The 17,799-nt window shown below is 49.6% G+C and carries 12 protein-coding genes; all 12 read right to left on the bottom strand.

Features of this window, described 5'->3' with window-relative positions; translation table 11 throughout:
• Nucleotides 1-112: 112 nt before the first annotated feature.
• The 12 genes from MHH48_RS02160 to MHH48_RS02105 all read right to left on the bottom strand — a co-directional run bounded on the left by MHH48_RS02160 (nt 113) and on the right by MHH48_RS02105 (nt 17,721).
• Nucleotides 113-1,000, bottom strand: coding sequence for a carbohydrate ABC transporter permease (locus MHH48_RS02160; protein WP_076322487.1), 888 nt, complete (start codon nt 998-1,000; stop codon nt 113-115).
• Nucleotides 1,001-1,010: 10 nt separating this feature from the next.
• On the bottom strand, nt 1,011-1,961 hold the full coding sequence (locus tag MHH48_RS02155) for an ABC transporter permease subunit (RefSeq protein WP_083659639.1): 951 nt from the start codon (nt 1,959-1,961) through the stop codon (nt 1,011-1,013).
• A gap of 105 nt (nt 1,962-2,066) precedes the next feature.
• A complete protein-coding gene (locus MHH48_RS02150; protein WP_076322488.1) occupies nt 2,067-3,704 on the bottom strand; it encodes an ABC transporter substrate-binding protein in 1,638 nt (545 codons plus the stop codon).
• A 194-nt stretch (nt 3,705-3,898) separates the two neighbouring features.
• Nucleotides 3,899-5,548, bottom strand: a complete 1,650-nt coding sequence (locus tag MHH48_RS02145) for a histidine kinase (RefSeq protein WP_076322489.1) — start codon at nt 5,546-5,548, stop codon at nt 3,899-3,901.
• A complete protein-coding gene (locus MHH48_RS02140) occupies nt 5,517-6,272 on the bottom strand; it encodes a response regulator (protein WP_083659640.1) in 756 nt (251 codons plus the stop codon). The genes MHH48_RS02145 and MHH48_RS02140 overlap by 32 nt, the downstream gene beginning before the upstream one ends.
• Nucleotides 6,273-6,531: 259 nt before the next feature.
• The gene (locus tag MHH48_RS02135; RefSeq protein ID WP_076322491.1) at nt 6,532-8,757 is read right to left on the bottom strand and encodes a family 78 glycoside hydrolase catalytic domain; all 2,226 of its coding nucleotides are present in this window, start codon (nt 8,755-8,757) and stop codon (nt 6,532-6,534) included.
• A 28-nt stretch (nt 8,758-8,785) separates the two neighbouring features.
• Nucleotides 8,786-9,628: a carbohydrate ABC transporter permease gene (locus MHH48_RS02130; protein ID WP_076322492.1), complete on the bottom strand. Its 843-nt coding sequence runs from the start codon at nt 9,626-9,628 to the stop codon at nt 8,786-8,788.
• 14 nt (nt 9,629-9,642) lie between these two features.
• Nucleotides 9,643-10,539, bottom strand: a complete 897-nt coding sequence (locus MHH48_RS02125) for a sugar ABC transporter permease (RefSeq protein ID WP_076322493.1) — start codon at nt 10,537-10,539, stop codon at nt 9,643-9,645.
• A 59-nt stretch (nt 10,540-10,598) separates the two neighbouring features.
• Nucleotides 10,599-11,894 carry a sugar ABC transporter substrate-binding protein gene (locus MHH48_RS02120; protein WP_076322494.1) on the bottom strand — a complete coding sequence of 432 codons (1,296 nt, stop codon included), beginning with the start codon at nt 11,892-11,894 and terminating at the stop codon, nt 10,599-10,601.
• 20 nt (nt 11,895-11,914) lie between these two features.
• Nucleotides 11,915-14,245 (bottom strand): glycosyl hydrolase family 65 protein, encoded by a 2,331-nt coding sequence (locus tag MHH48_RS02115; protein ID WP_076322495.1) that lies wholly within the window; start codon nt 14,243-14,245, stop codon nt 11,915-11,917.
• A 148-nt stretch (nt 14,246-14,393) separates the two neighbouring features.
• A complete protein-coding gene (locus MHH48_RS02110; protein ID WP_076322496.1) occupies nt 14,394-15,404 on the bottom strand; it encodes a LacI family DNA-binding transcriptional regulator in 1,011 nt (336 codons plus the stop codon).
• Between the two features lie 298 nt (nt 15,405-15,702).
• Nucleotides 15,703-17,721, bottom strand: coding sequence for a bifunctional diguanylate cyclase/phosphodiesterase (locus MHH48_RS02105; RefSeq protein ID WP_076322497.1), 2,019 nt, complete (start codon nt 17,719-17,721; stop codon nt 15,703-15,705).
• Between the last annotated feature and the right edge of the window lie 78 nt (nt 17,722-17,799).

The following is a 17,799-nucleotide window of genomic DNA, read 5'->3' as shown; positions in this document are numbered from 1 at the left end:
CGGAAAGACTATCCTGCGGCGCTGTTCTCTGTCGACTACCTATTCCATTTGCCGGTACTGGATGTACCCGCTCAAGCAGAGCACGCTAATAAGCCTGACCGGCTGAGCTGTTCTATTCCTTCACGGCCCCCAGAACGATTCCGTGGATTAAGTAACGCTGCAGAAACGGATAGATGAGCAGAATTGGAATCATGGAAACCAGAATTTTGGCTGAGTTCAGGGTCGTGTTGGAAATTTTATTGAATTGCTGCAGCTGTTCGACCGAGAGATTCTGCATCTGGTCGCGCGTCAGACTGAGCTGCTGCAGATAGGTTTGAAGCGGTATTTTTTCGCTGTCATTGATCAGGATGATTCCGTCAAAGAAGTTGTTCCAGTGACCGACGATGACAAACAGGGTAATGGTTGCCAGACTGGGCATGGAAATCGGGATAAAGATCTTGAGCAGGATTTTCAACGGACCGGCACCATCAATGAATGCGGCCTCCTCTAGCTCCTTCGGAATGCCCTTGAAGAAGTTCATCAGGAGAATCACGTTGAAGACAGGAACCGCACCCGGCAGAACCAGTGCCCAGATGCTGTTGATCAACCCCAGCTTGCTGATCACCATATACCAGGGAACGATCCCGCCGCTGAAGAGCATCGTAAACACGATAATCCACATATATTTATTTCTCGATCGGAACTGCGTGACGCTCCGCGACAATGGATAGGCCATGAGGATGGTCAATATCATGTTGATCGCGCCCCCAAGCAGCACCCGTTCCACGGATATTAGAAACGCCTTCCAAAACTTCGTGTCATTCAGTATCTGCCCGTAGGATGAGAAATTCAGCTCCACCGGAAAAAAGTAGACCTTGCCAGCATTAACAGCCGTGCTGCTGCTGACAGACACCATAATCGTATTGACGATGGGGGCCAGCGACACAAATGTAATCAGAACGAGCGCGAGCATAATCATCAGGCGGGATAGCCTTGAGCCCAGCGTTTTGGATTGAATCATGCTAACCCTCCTAGAAAATCCTGTACCCCGCATACCTCGAGGCCAGCCTGTAGGATATAACGATCAGAATAAAGCTAATGACCGATTTCATCAGTCCGATCGCCGTTGCGAACGAATACTGCATATTGATCAGACCCATGCGGTACACAAACGTATCGATAATATCACCCGTCTCATATACCAGCGGATTATACAGGTTGAACACCTGGTCAAATCCCGCATTCAGCACATTGCCGAGGCTCAGCGTGCCCAGCAGGATGATCGTCGGAAACATGCCCGGCAGTGTGATATTCAGCGTCTGTTTCCAGCGGCTCGCGCCGTCCATGGCGGCGGATTCATACAAAGCCGGGTTAATCGCCGTCAATGCAGCCAAATACACAATCGTCCCGTAGCCGAATTCCTTCCAGGTATCCGTCACGATGAGCAGCGGCCTGAACCAGTCGTTGCTTGCCAGAAACATGATCCGCTCCAGCCCCAGAAGCTCAAGGAAATTGTTAATCATGCCGTCAAAGGAAAAGATCATGGTCAGCATCGTACCCAGGACCACCCATGACATAAAATGCGGCAAATACACGATGGTTTGAATCGTGCTTTTGAAGAGCTTCAGACGCACCTCATTAAGCAGCAGGGCGAACACAATCGGTACAATCAATCCGAGAACAATCTTCCCGACCGCGATGACCAGCGTATTCACAAAAATCTGTTTGGCATCCGGCAGTTGAAACATATACGTGAAATTGTCGAGCCCTGCCCATGCGGAGCCGAGTATCCCTTTTGCTGGGATGAACTTCTGAAAAGCCATAACCACCCCGAACATCGGCACAATCGAGAAAATGAACAGCATGGCCATGCCGGGCAGCAGCATCGCATGATAGGTCATTTCGTCAAAGGTTCTTCGTTTCTTTTTCCTCCGGTATCGTACTTCCCGCTCTGGATTGACGGTTGTTTCCACTTGCGCCATCGTCCGCTCCACCTCCATCATGTCCCTGTCAGGACAGACCTTATCGAATTAAAAGCCCGCGCGGATGACCACCAAGAGCCCTCCGCGCCAAGGCTCATGCTTTCCTTATCTGCTGCTCATCTGGTTGACCTCTTCCGTAATCTCATCGCCGCCGGTACGCTTCCAGGTGCCCACGAACTTATCGAATTCATCTACGGGGGCTTGGCCCATGATGATTTTCAGTATCGTCTCCTCTTCGAGCTTTTGGAGGTTGGCCCACTTCAGCTTCATCGTCTCGGTGGTTCCGTAGAAGCCGGCAGGAATCACTTCCAGATTCGGATTGTTCGCTTCGCGCTGACCCTCGATACGGGAGAGGTATTCACCATAGGTGTTCACATCGACGGCATTGCCTTTCTCCTTAAACTCCTGATACGCCTTGAAGGACACCACCCGGTCCTCCTGAACGGCCGAAGCATCACCGGATTGATCCGCCTTCATCAGATCGTCGTAATAACGCTTCAACACGTCGTCATAATCCACTTGCATCGGAATTTGCGTCGGATCATTGTTCCAACGGCTGGCATCAGTCAGCATCTCGTCCGGATGCTCTTTCTTGTAGTTGATTGCATCATCCGTTAAGGAGTACAGGAAATCTGTTGTCAGATTGACCGACTTCATGATCGCTTCGGGATGGGCAAAATCCTTCTTCACCACAACGATACCGCCGCCCACCGGATCCTGACGGATCGTCTTGAATTTGCCGTTCTCGTCTATCGGTGCCGATACGGCAACCCAGACAGCATTGGGATCTTGCTTGATCGAGTCCTTGTAGTTGGTGTATCCGATCCACCATGGATTAAACAGCATGCCTACCTGACCGTTGATCACAAGCGCTTCCTTCTCTTCATTCGAACGGACGGCGAACTGTTTATCAATCAAACCTTCCTTGTACATGGCGCTCAGCTCCGTCAGCGCTTGCTTCATCTCGGGCTGGACCGATCCATATACAACCTGGCCGTCCTTCTCGATCCAGTTCATCGGAAAGGCGCCATGCGCAGCGAATACCGGCGTAAAGTTCATGGCATTGGAATCCATCACCATTCCGACCGTCTTGCCTGTTCCCGAGGCGTCCTTTTCCACGAATGTTCTGGCGAGGTTCCATACATCCTCGACGGATTCCGGCATCTTCGCGCCGACTTTATCCACCCAGTCCTTCCGAACCCACAGCAGCTGGTGCTGGTTGCCGATATTCGTCATCGGAAGGCCCATGATTTTACCGTCGACCTTCACCTGGTTCAGCAGCAAGTCGCCATAGGAAGCGTAGATATTCTTGACCCCGTCGGATGCGGTCTTCTCGTACACCTCCGTCATATCGGCAATCAGGTCATTATCCACCAGTTGGTTGAAAATATCGCGGCTGACCAGCATAACGTCCGGCAGATCGCCCGTTGTCATCGATAGCGAGAGCTTCTGATCCATATCATCCGTCTCCCAAGCCACTTTGGCTTTCACATTCACCCGGTCCTCCACGTAACGGGTAGCCAAATTGTCCTCAATCGTATCGCCTGATGGCAGGTTGTTCACATGATTGGTATTCCGGCCGATCGTAAATTCCACCGGCGTCTCATATTTTCCGTAAGGCTCATAATCCTGCTCTAAAATTTCCGGCTGCGCGTTATCACTCTTGCCCCCGCCGCAGCCGCTGAATACGGCCAGCATCATACAGCTGAGCAGCAGAGAAGCCATCTTTCTGCGTTTGTTCATCCTGTCATCCCCTTTTTCTCGTTTTGGTTGATAATCAAATTGTATGCGGTTTCAAAATTGGCGTATATGCAACATTTTTCGGATATGTATCACTTTTTTCATGACCTTCTTTTCCGACCTCAAACACAAAAAAAGCGGCCGCTGCAGCACCGCTTTCATTACCAACGCTATGGCCGGAATAGCATCCACTCTGTTCATGAGGCAGGAATGACCATCGATACTTCCGTTCCGCTGCCTGGCTCGCTATGAATATCGAGTCCGTAATCCAGACCGTAGTACAGCTTGATCCGGTCATTCACGTTCCGAACGCCGCACCCGCCATTCTCCCCGGTTAACAAGCGTGCCGCCTGTACTGGAGTCATGCCCACCCCGTTATCGCTAACGGTGAACCTAATGCCCTCTCCGACCCGGCTGACCCCAATGTGAATTCGACAATCGACCGCACCTGCCTCCACGAATCCGTGCTTGATGGCATTCTCCACGATCGGCTGCAAAATAAAATGAATGACCTCGGTATGTAACACTCCCTCGTCAATATGGTAATCCACGTCAAACCGGCCATCGTTCATGATGAGCTGCAAGTCCAGGTAGGCCTTGATATGCTGCATCTCATCATTGATCGTGGCCATTTGCCTCCCCTGATTCAATGTCGTTCTATAGAATCGGGCCAATGCCGATACCATATAACTCGTTTCGATATCTGCCTTCTTCTCGGACCTCCAACGGATAAAGGAGAGCGTATTGTACAAGAAGTGCGGATTGATCTGATTGACCAGCTTGTTATACTCGCTTTCCCTTTTGGCGATTTCGGCTTGATACACCTGGGAAATGAGGCTGTTGATTCGTTTCAGCATTTTGCCGATGCCATTGGTCAGCTCGCCGAATTCGTCCCTCGATGAGCTCTGGATGATCACATCGAGATTGTTCTGTTCCACCTTGTCCACCTTGTTCTTGATATGGATAATTCGTCGCGTAAAGTTGTTGGAGATCACATAAATGAGCAGGAAAGTAATGATCAAGCTGAGGATAATGACAAACAACGTAATTTGAAAAATACCCAGCGCATTTGCATACGCATTCGTATTCAGCAGATTGTAGTGAATCGTCCACCCATTGTTGGCAAGCGACCGACTTAGGATCAGACCGCTCGGCTCTCCACTCTCCAAACCGGCTGAAGCATCCGCCTCCTTGCTCACCTTGAATATCACACGATGCTCAGCATCCTCGATATGAACCGCCACATGCTCCGACAGCTTGTCCAGGTCTGCAAAAATGCTGTCATGCTGAATGGAAATGACCATGAAATTGCTGTCCTTCGGATTGCTGATCAATTCCTGAACGAGATAAAGCTTCTCCCCGTCCACAATCCAGCGCCTGCCCCGAAATCCATCGTACCAAGATTTGCTCTTGAGATCCCCGATCGGCAAAATATTGTCGCGAATCCCCAGCAGCTCACCGGAGGTATAAAAGGTAATGGCCTCAATATCCTCGTCCATCAGCCGGATGTTCGAGATCAACGACTCCAGTATGTCACGGAAATCCAGGTACATGTTAAAATAGTTCTCTTCGTAGTCCTTAATGAAAATTTGGGATAAATCCCGATTCAGCACCATGAACTCGCTCAGCGTATTGTACCGGTTAATCTTGTAATCCATAATGTTCGCCACCTGCTCCAGGCTGGCTTCGGCCTCGCTCCGCAGTTCCTTCATCTGAATGCGGTAGGACTGAATGAAGGAGAGCAGCCCGAGCAGAAGAATGGGAATGAGTGCAATCACCAAGTGGGACAGCAGCAGCTTGTTGCGGAACCTGATATCATTGAACTTGTTCTTGATCCATCCGATCATGGAGCACCCCGCACTCTCTGTACTGTAAGGGACTGACGCCGAACTTGCTTTTGAACAGCTTGGCAAAATACGAATGGTTATCGATGCCAACCGCTCCGGCGATATCATTTACCTTCATATTGGAGTTCAGGAGCAGATGGCTTGCCCGTCGCAAGCGGTAATCGGTTAAATACTTCGAGAAGTTCTCGCCGGTCTCTTTCTTGAACAAAATACTCAAATACCCCGGGGACAGGTATACATCGTGGGCTGCATCCGACAACGAAATGTCCCGCTGGTAATGATCCTTCACATAATCCTTGACCTGAAGGATGACCTTGGATTCCACCGTCTCCTGCTCAAGATCCCCACCATAGGGACTGATCTGCGTAATATCCTCCATCACCTCCAGAAACTCCTCCCTGACCAGCGGCTTCAGCAAGTAATTTACCACGCCCAGCCGGATGGCGCTGCGGGCATATTCAAATTCGTCATAACCGCTGCAGATGACAATCTTTAGATCCTGCTGCATCTTTCGGGCTTGTTTGCTTAGCGCAAGTCCGTCCATCAGAGGCATTCTGACATCGGTGATGAGGATATCAATCGCGTTCTGAACCAGAATCCGCTCCGCGCTCATTCCGTTCTCGGCTTCCAGTACTTGAAAGGGAAAGCGGTACTGAGAGATCAAATCCTTAATGCCTTCTCTTTGAACGGACTCATCGTCAACAACAAGAACATTAAACATCATGAAATCTCCTTTGCTTGTGAAAGTATGAGGCTAATATAGGAAAATATAGGTTGTTATAAATGGTATGCCTGTTATGTCGTAGTATATCATAGATTTCCGAAAGGGCTTTCAATTTAACCCTCAAATTCAACGAATGGATCTTCCTGATCACTCGACACGAAAAAAGATCCCTCCTCCGTTTTACACGGATTGAGGGACCTTTATTTTAGATGAGAATCGTCGAAATGCCCCTCGTTCAAGGGGCATTTCTCTTGCTGGCTTACACCTGGACTGATTCCACTGCCCAGATTATATGCGTTTCTGTGCTCTCCAGGCGTTGACCGTCCAGCTCGATAACAATGTTCCACCCCTGAGGGTTGCGAACGATTACTGTCCGTCCATTCCCCGCTTGTTGTGGCGCTATGGAAATATCCAGCTCGGCTTCGCCTACCCGAAGATTGCTCAGGCTGCATTCACGATCATGCCACGAGGTTGGAAGCTGCGGCTTGATATAAACCGTCTTCTCAAACGCGTTTGGTGTCACACCGAAGAAATGGCGGATAACCGGAACCGTGAGGGCATATAATGTCCACGCCTGCACCACGCAGCCGTAATCCGGCGACATCTCGGAAAAAGAACCCGGAAGCACCTTCGAGAAGGTCCCCAGCATTCTGCGCAGCAGCGCCAGCGCCTCGTCCGGATGGCCGTTGGCCGCTTCCGCTACCGCGTGAACCCCCGTCGAGATGGTCATCGTGCCCTGCTTGTAGATCCCCCCAAGATAGGTGCCATGCTCCCCGATAAACACATCGGAACGCATGGTTTGAAGCGCCCTCTCGGCCTTCTCCGGATCGGCAATGCCCGTCTCCATCGGCGTCACGATGACCCAGTTCTTGTTAAGCGGCCAGCCCCGGTCAGCCTTCGCATCTTTAGCTTCGGCCAGCATTTGCTCCAGGTATTCGCGATACCCCTGAATGCCTTCCTTCTCTGAGAGGGATACCATATAGTCCACCTTTGGCTCAATATCGCCTCTGGTCGCAACGGCGTCAGCGTATAATCCCTCCGACTCACACCAATACACTTCATTGATCGCGCGTACTGCCCGGTCCGCGAGCTGACCATACTTCTCCGCGTTTTCTTCCTCGCCGAGATGCCTGCTCATATCGACCATCGCCCGCAGAGCCTGGGCGGTGTACACGGCACTGTCGATCAGTTCCATGTTCAGACCGGCAATCTCAATGATGCCGTAACCTGACGGGAACAGATCGCCGTCCGGATCCATTTCATGCAGCAGCCAGTCTACGCCCTTTACGCAATAGCGGTAATGACGGCGCAGCAGTTCTTCATCTCCTGTCCAGCGGAACAGCTCCCATACAAAAGCGATGTAATGGGCCGTTTCCTGGGTGTTGCCCGGATTCGACACCGCCCCCATGGTCGTGATCTCGTGCACGATTCTGCCATTGCCATTGGCTTCCTCCGATTTTTCAAGCAAAAGGTTCAGCGTATCCTTTGCAAGCTGCGCATCCCCGATAGCAAGCACCCCTTGAAGGGAATAGGTATTGTCACATCCGAACCACCACGGATAGGTAGGTCCGCCGGCAGTCAAGCCGCGTCCGATCCCGTCCACCTTTTGCACAAGCCACTGATTGTTCAATTTGGCCCACGTAAAGGCTTCATTCAGCAAGTCCTCGCCGGCGATTTTCAGTTTGGCCCGGTTAGCGACCTCTTCATATATAACCTTTTTCTCGTCAAAAAGAGCCTCATGCGAAGAGACAAGCTTGTCATATACCGCTTCGCTCTCTTCCTGGGATTGATAGGAGCCGGCCACAAATAAGCGGAATTGCAATGTCTCCTTCTCCCGGAGCTCAATCACTTCGCTCCGGAAGGCTACACCCGTCCCGTTTCCAGCGGTGAACTCGGGCCCATATAGAGACGGCCCCGTCTCAACCACGCTGCCCGGCAGATCCGAACCGATCTGGACATACCAGTCATGTGCACTGTCTTTCACGGTGACTTTCCGATCCGAGCTGAGGATCACCTCATCCTGCTCGCCATCGGTTATGCCGATTTCATCGGAGAACCAGACGGGGCGAAGATCGGTGCGAGCCAGCAGCTCCAGCTTCAGGCGGGTCGTACCTTTTCCATAGGACAGCAGTTTATAATCCGCCACGAATCCTTTTTCCAGCTCGGGTGCGAATTGCGTGCGCTCCAATTGAACCGGAATATGGCCCAGCCCGTGATCGTATTGAAACCGGCTGCCCCAAGGCTCATTCGTAAAGCCGTCCGATCTCGACCAAACCGAGATATTCCGGTCCAGATCCGTAATTCTCAGCCAGAAGCCGTCCAGCAGCTTGATCGGGTGCAGCCACACCCCGCCCATCTCATTGGCAATATGATGTCCGAAATCCGGGAAATATCCGTCCTGGGTTCCACAGATTTTAATATACTCACTGGCATTATAGTATAAATTGAAAGGATGTCTGCTACTTAATCCTGTAGTTTTTGGCATGTCAGCCTCCTAACGCATCGTCAACTGATCAGCCCTTGATGGCTGAAGAGATGGAAATGCCTTCGATGAAATATTTTTGTGCCAAGAAAAATACGATTAATGCCGGCAGCATAATCAGAATCGTTGCCGCCATCAGCATGTTCCATTCGACATTGTACAATCCCTTGAACATGGAAAGTCCCAGAGCCAGCGTATATTTATCGCTGGAATTCAGGTAAATAAGCGGTCCTTGGAAATCATTCCATACGCCCATGAAGGTAAAGATCGATACCGCAATCAGCGGTGCCACGGACAGCGGCAGAACGATGCGCGTAAAGATCTGGAACCGGTTGGCACCATCCACGAAGGCCGACTCATCCAGGTCCCGCGGTATGCCGCGCATGAACTGGCGAATGAGGAATATATTAAATGCGCCACCGCCAAAAAACGCAGGGATGATGAGAGGCAGGAAAGTATCCACCCAGCCGATTTCCTTGAACATGATGAACATCGGAATCATCGTAACCTGCGAAGGCAGCATCATGGTTGCAAGCAAAACCAGAAACAGCATGCGTTTCCCTTTGAAATTAAATCTCGCGAATCCGTAAGCACAGATAGCCGAAGATAATACGGTTCCGATCAAAACCGGAATCAGAATAATGAGGGTATTGCCCAGAAATTTGAAGAATGGAACGGCTTGCACGGCATCTCGGTAATTGGTCCAGTGCCACACGGTGGGGAAGAAATTATCTTTAAACACCTCAGCCGGTGACTTCAATGACGTGAAGAAGGTCCACAGTAAAGGCACAATGACGATAAGAGCCCCGGCAATGAGCGCCAGCATGGATAGGATATGCGGCACGTTGATACGACGCTTGGCAGATTGATTCATGAATGACGCCTCCTTTAATCCTTATCATCGTCGCCCTGATAATACACCCACATGGACGAGCTTCGAATGACAATCAGTGTGAATACAAGAATGATGACAAACAAGATCCAGGACAAGGCGGAGGCATACCCCATCTCGTAATCCTGAAAGGCCTTATTATAGAGATACAGATTATAGAACAAAGTAGAATTCAGCGGTCCTCCGTTGGTCATGACAAAAGCCTGGGTGAAGTATTGGAACCCGCCGATAATCCCCATGATCAAATTGAAAAATACCGTTGGCGATATCATCGGCAGCGTAATGCTGAAGAACCGGCGGAAACGGCCGGCACCGTCCAGCTCAGCCGCTTCATGCATGTCCTCCGGCACGCTTTGCAGACCCGACAGATAAATAATGATCGTGTTGCCGACGCCCCAGATCCCCATGACGATGAGCGCTCCGAGAGCATAGGATGGATCTTGAAGCCAAGCGGGTCCCTGGATGCCAAACCAGCCAAGCGCTTTGTTCAGAATCCCATACTCGGGGTTGAATATCATCACCCACATCATCGATACCGCAACCGCAGGAATGACGGACGGCATGAAATAGATCAATCGGAACACTTTCATGCCGCGGCTGCGCATATTGAGCAGTACCGCAATCAAGAGGGACACAATCTGGTAGAGTGGCACAGATACCAAAGCAAAGATAAAAGTTACTTTTAATGATTGATAGAACAATTCGTCATGGAAAATCGCCTTGAAGTTGTCCAGCCCAACCCACTCGATCGATTGCACTCCCGTTATAATGTCCCATTTGCTGAAGGCTAGCAGCAACGAGAACAGCATCGGTCCAATCGTAAACAGCAGAAGTCCCAGAAGCCATGGCATGATGTATAAGTAGCCGGCCCAATCCGATTTAGACTTTCGCATAACAAGCCTCCTTGATGAAGCAGGTAAAGCGCATTCGTCATGCGCTTCACCTGTCGTTTTTACTTGATTTTGCTATCGACGTTTTTCGCAGCTTCATCCAGGGCGCCCTTCACGTCCTGTTGTTTCAGCAAAATCTTCTCTATGGCTTTGTTGAATTCCTCAACAAAAATGGGGCCATGGGTAGAGCGCAATGTGACCGGTTTCTTCGCATAATCCATCATCTCGATAACCGGCTTGTCTGACACTTCCTTTGCTTTCACTTCTTCAAGTTCCACTACGGTTGCAGGAAGAACCTTGCCATTCTCGGAGCGAAGCTTCTGTGCTTCCGTTCCGGACAACCATTTCAACAGCTCATACGCTTCCTGCTTGTGTTTGCCGTTTGCATTGATAGCCCAGCCTGCACTTGCGATAATGCTGCTCCGTGTACCATCCTCGCCTGTCGGAATCAGGGCTGATCCGTATTCCACATCCGATTTATCCAGATCGCCCTTCACCCAGCGGCCGGTGACCATCATGGCCAGTTTGTCCGTCATGAACATGGAGGAGTCTCCACCAAGGGTCTCGGCATCCTGAGGCGTAGGCGATACGCGGTCTTCGCCTTGGGACAGGGATACGTATTTTTCAATAGCGGCTACCGTCTTCTCACCATTCATGAATCCTTCGGCTTGCGTTCCGTCTTCATTCGCTATATCCGTGCCATGATCCCACAGATACGTGTAAATCGGATATTCCCATTTGCCGGCATTGAAACCGAATTCGGTATACTTATTGCCTTCCTTCTTGGTCAGCTTCTTGGAAGTTTCGATCAGTTGGTCCCAAGTCCAATTATCGGACGGATACTCCATGCCCGCTTCATCAAACATGCGCTTGTTGTACCAGAGCGCAAGCGGATTGAAATCCTTCGGCAGGTAGTACTGTTTGCCATTGATATTCATGTTGTCGATCAGATCCTTCTGGAAGATATCCAGACTGAAACCACTGTCCTTGCTCAAGTATTCATCCAGCGGCTCAACAACGCCTTTTTCAACATATTTGAAATAATCGCCTTCACCGATCAGGAATACGTCGGGTGCTTGCCCGGCTGCAAGCGAAGTCGTCAATTTGGTGCCGTAACCTTCACTCGGAATCGGCTCGAATTTCACCTGGATATCCGGGTGTGCTTTATTGAATTCATCAGCGAGCTGCTGTTCGTTCGCACCGGAGCTCACATCGCCCCAGACGGTGAATGTAAGGTTAACTTTCTCTCCGGCCGCGCCTTTGTCCGAGCTGCCACCGTTACCGCCGCAAGCGGATAATGCCAACGCAGCGATGATGACCATGCTGAGCATGGTTGACCATTTCCAATTCTTTTTCATTGAATGACCCTCCTGAATATTCAATATTGGATTTGAAGCTCTTTCGAGAATTTGATGGTGTTGCCGTGGAACACCAGCTGCAGTTCCTGCTCCGAATTCGTAGTCAGCGTCAGCCTCTCACGGTCGATGTGCACTTCCAGGCGCTGCCCCTGCCAGTATAGCGGGAAGGAAAGCTCCTCCCAGGCTTCAGGCAGATTTGGATTCATGTGCAGCTCCCCGCCCAGCATGCGGACGCCTGCGAACCCGAGCACCACACATTCCCATATGCCGCCAAGTGACGCGGAGTGTATGCCGGCATCTGAGGAGTACATGTACGGCCCCAAGTCAATTTTCGAAGCTCGTTCGAACAATTGATATGCCAGATCCCCATCGCCAAAATCGTTCGCCAGAATGCTATGTGTAGACATCGACAGCGAGGAATCATGCAGCGTCTTCGGCTCGTAATAATCGTAATTGGCTTTCTTCACTTCCGGAGAGAACTGATCCTCCAGCAGGAAGAAAAGCATCATAATATCAGCCTGTTTGGATACCTGCATTTCTCCAACCTGATCCAGGTTGTAATCGTCAAAGATGCTGCCTACCTTGCTCTGTTGTTTATAAGGAGTTAAATCAATGAGTTTCTTCTGCAAGTAGGTGTCATCCTGCGGGATAATGCCATCTTGGTTCGGCTGTGGCAAGTAGATCTGATGGAACTTATTCTGCCACTCATTCATGGCCTGCTCCAGCCCCAGCTTCCCGTTCAGCGACTGGAATAACTTCGCATCCGATGTTTGTAGACTCTCGTAGTATTCCATGGCCAACCGGATATTAAAGGAAGCCATGTAATTGGTGAACGCATTGTTATCCACATGCTCCTTGTACTCATCCGGCCCCACAACCTCATTGATTTCATATATCGCCTTGCTTTCATTCCATTCCAGACGGCTCGCCCAGAATTTAGCGGTATCAAATATCATTTCGTAGCCGCAACGATCCATAAAGTCCTGATCACCGGTCGCTTTGTAATAGTGCCACACGGCGTAAGCGACATCGGACGTAATATGCTGTTCAATAAATCCGGACCATATCTTGATCTGTTTGCCTGTGACAATATCCACCTGACCCCACTCCGGCGTGACCTCGCCATCGCTTGGCCATGCTGCTTCCCATGGATACATCGCGCCTGCAAAGCCATTTTCAACTGCCTTTGCCCTAGCGCCTTCCAGACCGAGATATCGATATTCAAGCAAGGATCGCGCAACCTCGGGTTTCGTATAAATATAGAATGGCAAAATAAAAATTTCCGTATCCCAGAAAGAGTGACCCTTATATCCCTCTCCGCTGAGCCCCTTGGCGCCGATTCCCATCCGCCGGTCATGTGCCGGAGTCATGATAACCAGATGGTATATGGCAAACCGGACTGCCAACTGATCAAAGGAATTGGAGGATTGGATCGAGATGTTGTATTGCTCCCACACCTTGCTCCAGGCCAACCGATGCTCTTCAAAAAGCCGGTCGTATCCGGCAGAATGGAACGCTTTCAATTCAGCGAGTGCATGCTGCCGAATGTCTTCCAGGCTTGTTCCTTCCGCAAATTCACTGTCACGGCTAGTGAATACCGTCGCCATTTTCTCAAATTCAAAGCACTCCCCTGCTGCAACATCAAGTGCATAGGAGACGGCAACCTTACGTCGGTCGATATCCATTTTGGGAGCAACATCCAGCACTTGCTGGTTTAACTTAAGACGATGGGCCACACCATGGATGAAATCCACCTTGGACTCGGTTGTCGTCTGAATCAGCTCCAGGAAGGTCTTATCGAAAATCCGCTTCTCTCCTTCGTGAAAATGCTGACTTCCGCTGTTGCTCACCTGGCCGTCAATCCCGGAGTTAATGACCAGTGTTATGCCCTCGTTCAGAGGAGTTATGCTTACCTTCAGGCCGATCTGATGCAGCTTGGCCAGCGATACATAGCGCTTGAACTCAAATCGAATTCTTTTCCCTTGGTATTCCCAGATAAAGCTCCGAACGAGCTCGGCATCGCGAATGTTCAGCATTCTCTCGTATTCGGCAACCATTCCACGCTCCAAGGAGAACCTTGTACCGTCAATCCGAATATCCAGACGCGTCATATCGGCCGTATTCGGAAGCTCCGTCACTTCGAATTCATCGAATTTATTGAAGGTTCCGTTCACAAACAGATTTCTCTTCTCCCCGATATACGACTCATCCGCAGCTGATCGAAGCCCCATATATCCATTCCCTAGCGACATGATCGCTTCACACTTGCCTAAAGCCAGCGGATTGAATTGCACTTCGGAAAATGACCATTTCTTCAACTCTTCAGACTGTACCTCGTTGCAGCTCAGCATGTTGTTATCCTCTCCATTTGTTGTATTTTTCTCTATTTTTGTAAGCGATACCTAAATCGTTTTCGATCTTTTCAAAAAAGAACCGAAAACGATTTCGGAATGAGCCTAAAATAAAAGCCTTCCTAATGCGAAAACGTTTTCGATAACATTATTGCACCATTATTGTCTCCCTGTCAACAATTTCGAATGAAAGAATTTTATGATAGCCGGGAGTCTGATTCTCCAGCATCTTGATCACTTCCTCAAATGCCGAATAGCCGATTTTTGTAAAATCTTGTCGAACCGTGGACAATCTAGGTGTCGTATAACTGGAGAGCACAATATCATCAAAGCCCATGATGGAGATGTCCTCAGGAATTCGGATGTTCAGTTCGCGGCAGCGCGTCATAAATCCGATCGCCATCAGATCACTGGATATAAAAACAGCCGATAAATTCGGATGACGCTGCAAATAAGGTTCGGCCGCTTCGTACGCCACCTGCTCGCTAAAATCCGCTTCAATGACCCTGTTCAAATCATAAATCAGGCCTGCTCCTTCCAGTGCTTCCCTGAACCCCTGAAGTCGCTGAATGCTGACAGCCGCAAAGCTATGTCCGTTAATCATGCCGATCTCACGGTGCCCTTTGCCGATTAAATATTCCACCGCTTTTCTGGCAGCACCCACGTTATCCGTTATCACCGAACCGGTATGGGGACCGACAATATCAGCATCTATCACCATGCATGGAAATTCACTGTTTACCAATTCTTCAAAATAGGGGTCCGTGGTACGAAGCCCGGAAATTACGACGCCAGCGATCTTATTCTCCTTGCAGAACTGCCAATACGATTTATCCTGCTGTTCGGACAAGCTCCGCGTATATATGACCACCTCATATTGATAATGCTGGGCTGCAGCATAGACGCCGGTCATGATTTGGAACATGACACCGTCCTTGCCGTTCGCCTGTTCAAAGTTCGATATGATAAGCGCAATAGTCTTGGTGACCTTGTGCTTTAGGTTTTTGGCCAGACGGTTCGGAAAATAGTTCAATTCCTGCGCGGCCTTCATGACCTTTTGTTTCGTGGTTTCGCTTACATCCGAATAGCCATTCAGCGTCTTGGAAACGGCTGATATCGAAACGTTCGCCAGCTTGGCCACATCTTTGATTGACACCATATATATCACCACTACCATTCATTAGATTCACATACTATTGTATCCGTTACCAGTAAAATAGCAACAAAACTCCTGCAACAAAGAAGAAATAAGCTATTGAGTATCATACAAAAAGTGTAAAGAACTCCGACCTTCTTGGAGGCAGGTATCATGCATTGATCACCACGACCATTGCCAATCCTATACTCATATTCTGAATTCAGTGGGGTGGGATGTGAGAATATGTACCTTCAACAACATAACGGACACCTTCACGGTGCCCGTTATTCTTATGATCTGTATCTATTCCATTTATTTTTCATCGAAGGGTCACGATCTCTTCTGTTTTGTGATTATGTTCGTACATCCAGACCTTAATCTCATCGATATCCATCGGCTTTCCGTAATAATAACCTTGCATGACGTGGCAGCCAAGTCCGGTCAAAAAGTCGATATGCTCCTTGTTCTCGACACCTTCCGCGATTACATCTAGATTCAAATTCTCTGCCATAAGAACGATGGCGTTGACAATGGCGCGTTTGCTGGGCGTGTCCAAATCATTGGTGAACTGGCGGTCCAGCTTTAAAGCATCAATCGGAATCCGGTCCAATAGACCAATCGAGGAATAACCGGTTCCGAAATCATCCATGGAGACCTTAACCCCCAAGGACCTGATATTCCCAAGCTGGCGGATAATATCATTCACATCATGCAGCACCATGGACTCTGCTATTTCCAGTTCTAACAAGCGAGGCTCCAAATTCGCCTGATCCAGAACGTTTTGAATAAGCTCAAGCAGATTGTCACCATGAAATAAACGAATCGATAAATTTACCGAAACCGGCTGGACAATTCCTCTCTCCTGCCAAATTCTGCACTGTTTGCATGCTTCCTCAAGCGTCCATCGGGTCATTGGTATAATCAGCCCCGTCTCTTCGGCAATCGGAATGAATTCAAGTGGCGATATCACGCCTAATCTGGGATGCTTCCAGCGAAGCAGCGCCTCGAATCCGACCAAGCGATCACTTTGCACATTCCATTTGGGCTGATATACAATGAAGAACTCCTTCAGCTCAAACGCTCGTTGCAGGTCCTTCTCCAATTCCATTTTGCGAACCTCTTGAAGACCCATCTCCTCGTCATAGAGGCATTGCTGGTTCTTGCCCAGTCCCTTCGCTTTATACATTGCGGTATCCGCATTCTTCAGCAGCGTCGTACGGTCAGAGCTATGGACGGAACCGATGCTGATTCCGATACTTGCCGTCACGTACAATTCGTTGCCGTCGATATGGTACACGTTTTTTATTTGTTGAAGTATATCGTCGGCTAAGCGCTGGGCATAATTCGGGTCGCTTTGCTTCAAAATAACCAGAAATTCGTCCCCGCCGATCCGGAATACCTGCTGGCCGCCTCGAATGAATTGACGCAGTCGCTTACCCACTTCCTGAACCAGCAAATCCCCGACATTATGGCCCAGCGTATCGTTGATGGCCTTAAATTGGTCCAAATCCAGAAACAGGATCGTAATCTTCTCTGTTTCGGGATTCGCCCCAAAGAACCGGTTCATCTCATTGCGGTTAGGCAATCCCGTGATCGTATCCTGATAGGCCAGCTTTTCCAGCACATGCCGATCAAAGAACATCGCTCCCCAGGATATCAGCAGGATGGCAAAAATCGTGACCGTCACACAGTACAGAAGAAAGGAATCAACAGACTGCGGTTGATGCGCCATCATGCCGGCATGAGCCTCGAACCGCGCGGCTTTCATGCCTGTATAATGCATTCCGCACACGGCAAATCCCATGACGACCGCCGAGCCCCACTTAAGAAAGCTGGACTTGGAATGGTTGCGAAAACGGAGAAACAATAATAAGGCCGCATAGGAAGCTGCCAGCGCAATGATGGCGGACAATGCCCACATGCCGGGATCATAACGGATTTCGGCGTGTACAATCATGGCCTCCATTCCCATGTAATGCATCGTTACGATGCCGCTTCCCATAATGAAACCGCCAATGGCGATCTTGGACCAGTTAATGCTTTTGGGCATGGTGATATAAAACGCGATGAAGGAGGAAATCACGCTGGCCAGCATCGACATGATGGTCAGAAAGGCATCATACTTCACGTTCATATTCATGTGCATCGCCAGCATGCCGACAAAATGCATGGACCAAATGCCGCTTCCCATGACCATGGCGCCACCGCAAAGCCAATAAAACTTGGATTTGCCGTTCGCATCCGAAATTTTAGAGGTAATATTCAAAGCCGAGTATGAAGCAAGTATAGCAATCGCAATTGAAAGCCCAACAATATATAAGTTATAATTGCCTTCCATCTGAGCTGTACACACTCCTTTTGTGAGTAATCCTTAGGTCCTATGAAGATCATACGTTTCCTAATGGACAAACGTTTC

This window comes from Paenibacillus sp. FSL F4-0100 (assembly GCF_037993005.1).
GTDB lineage: Bacteria > Bacillota > Bacilli > Paenibacillales > Paenibacillaceae > Paenibacillus_AQ.
This window is presented reverse-complemented; position numbering and strand designations above follow the sequence as displayed.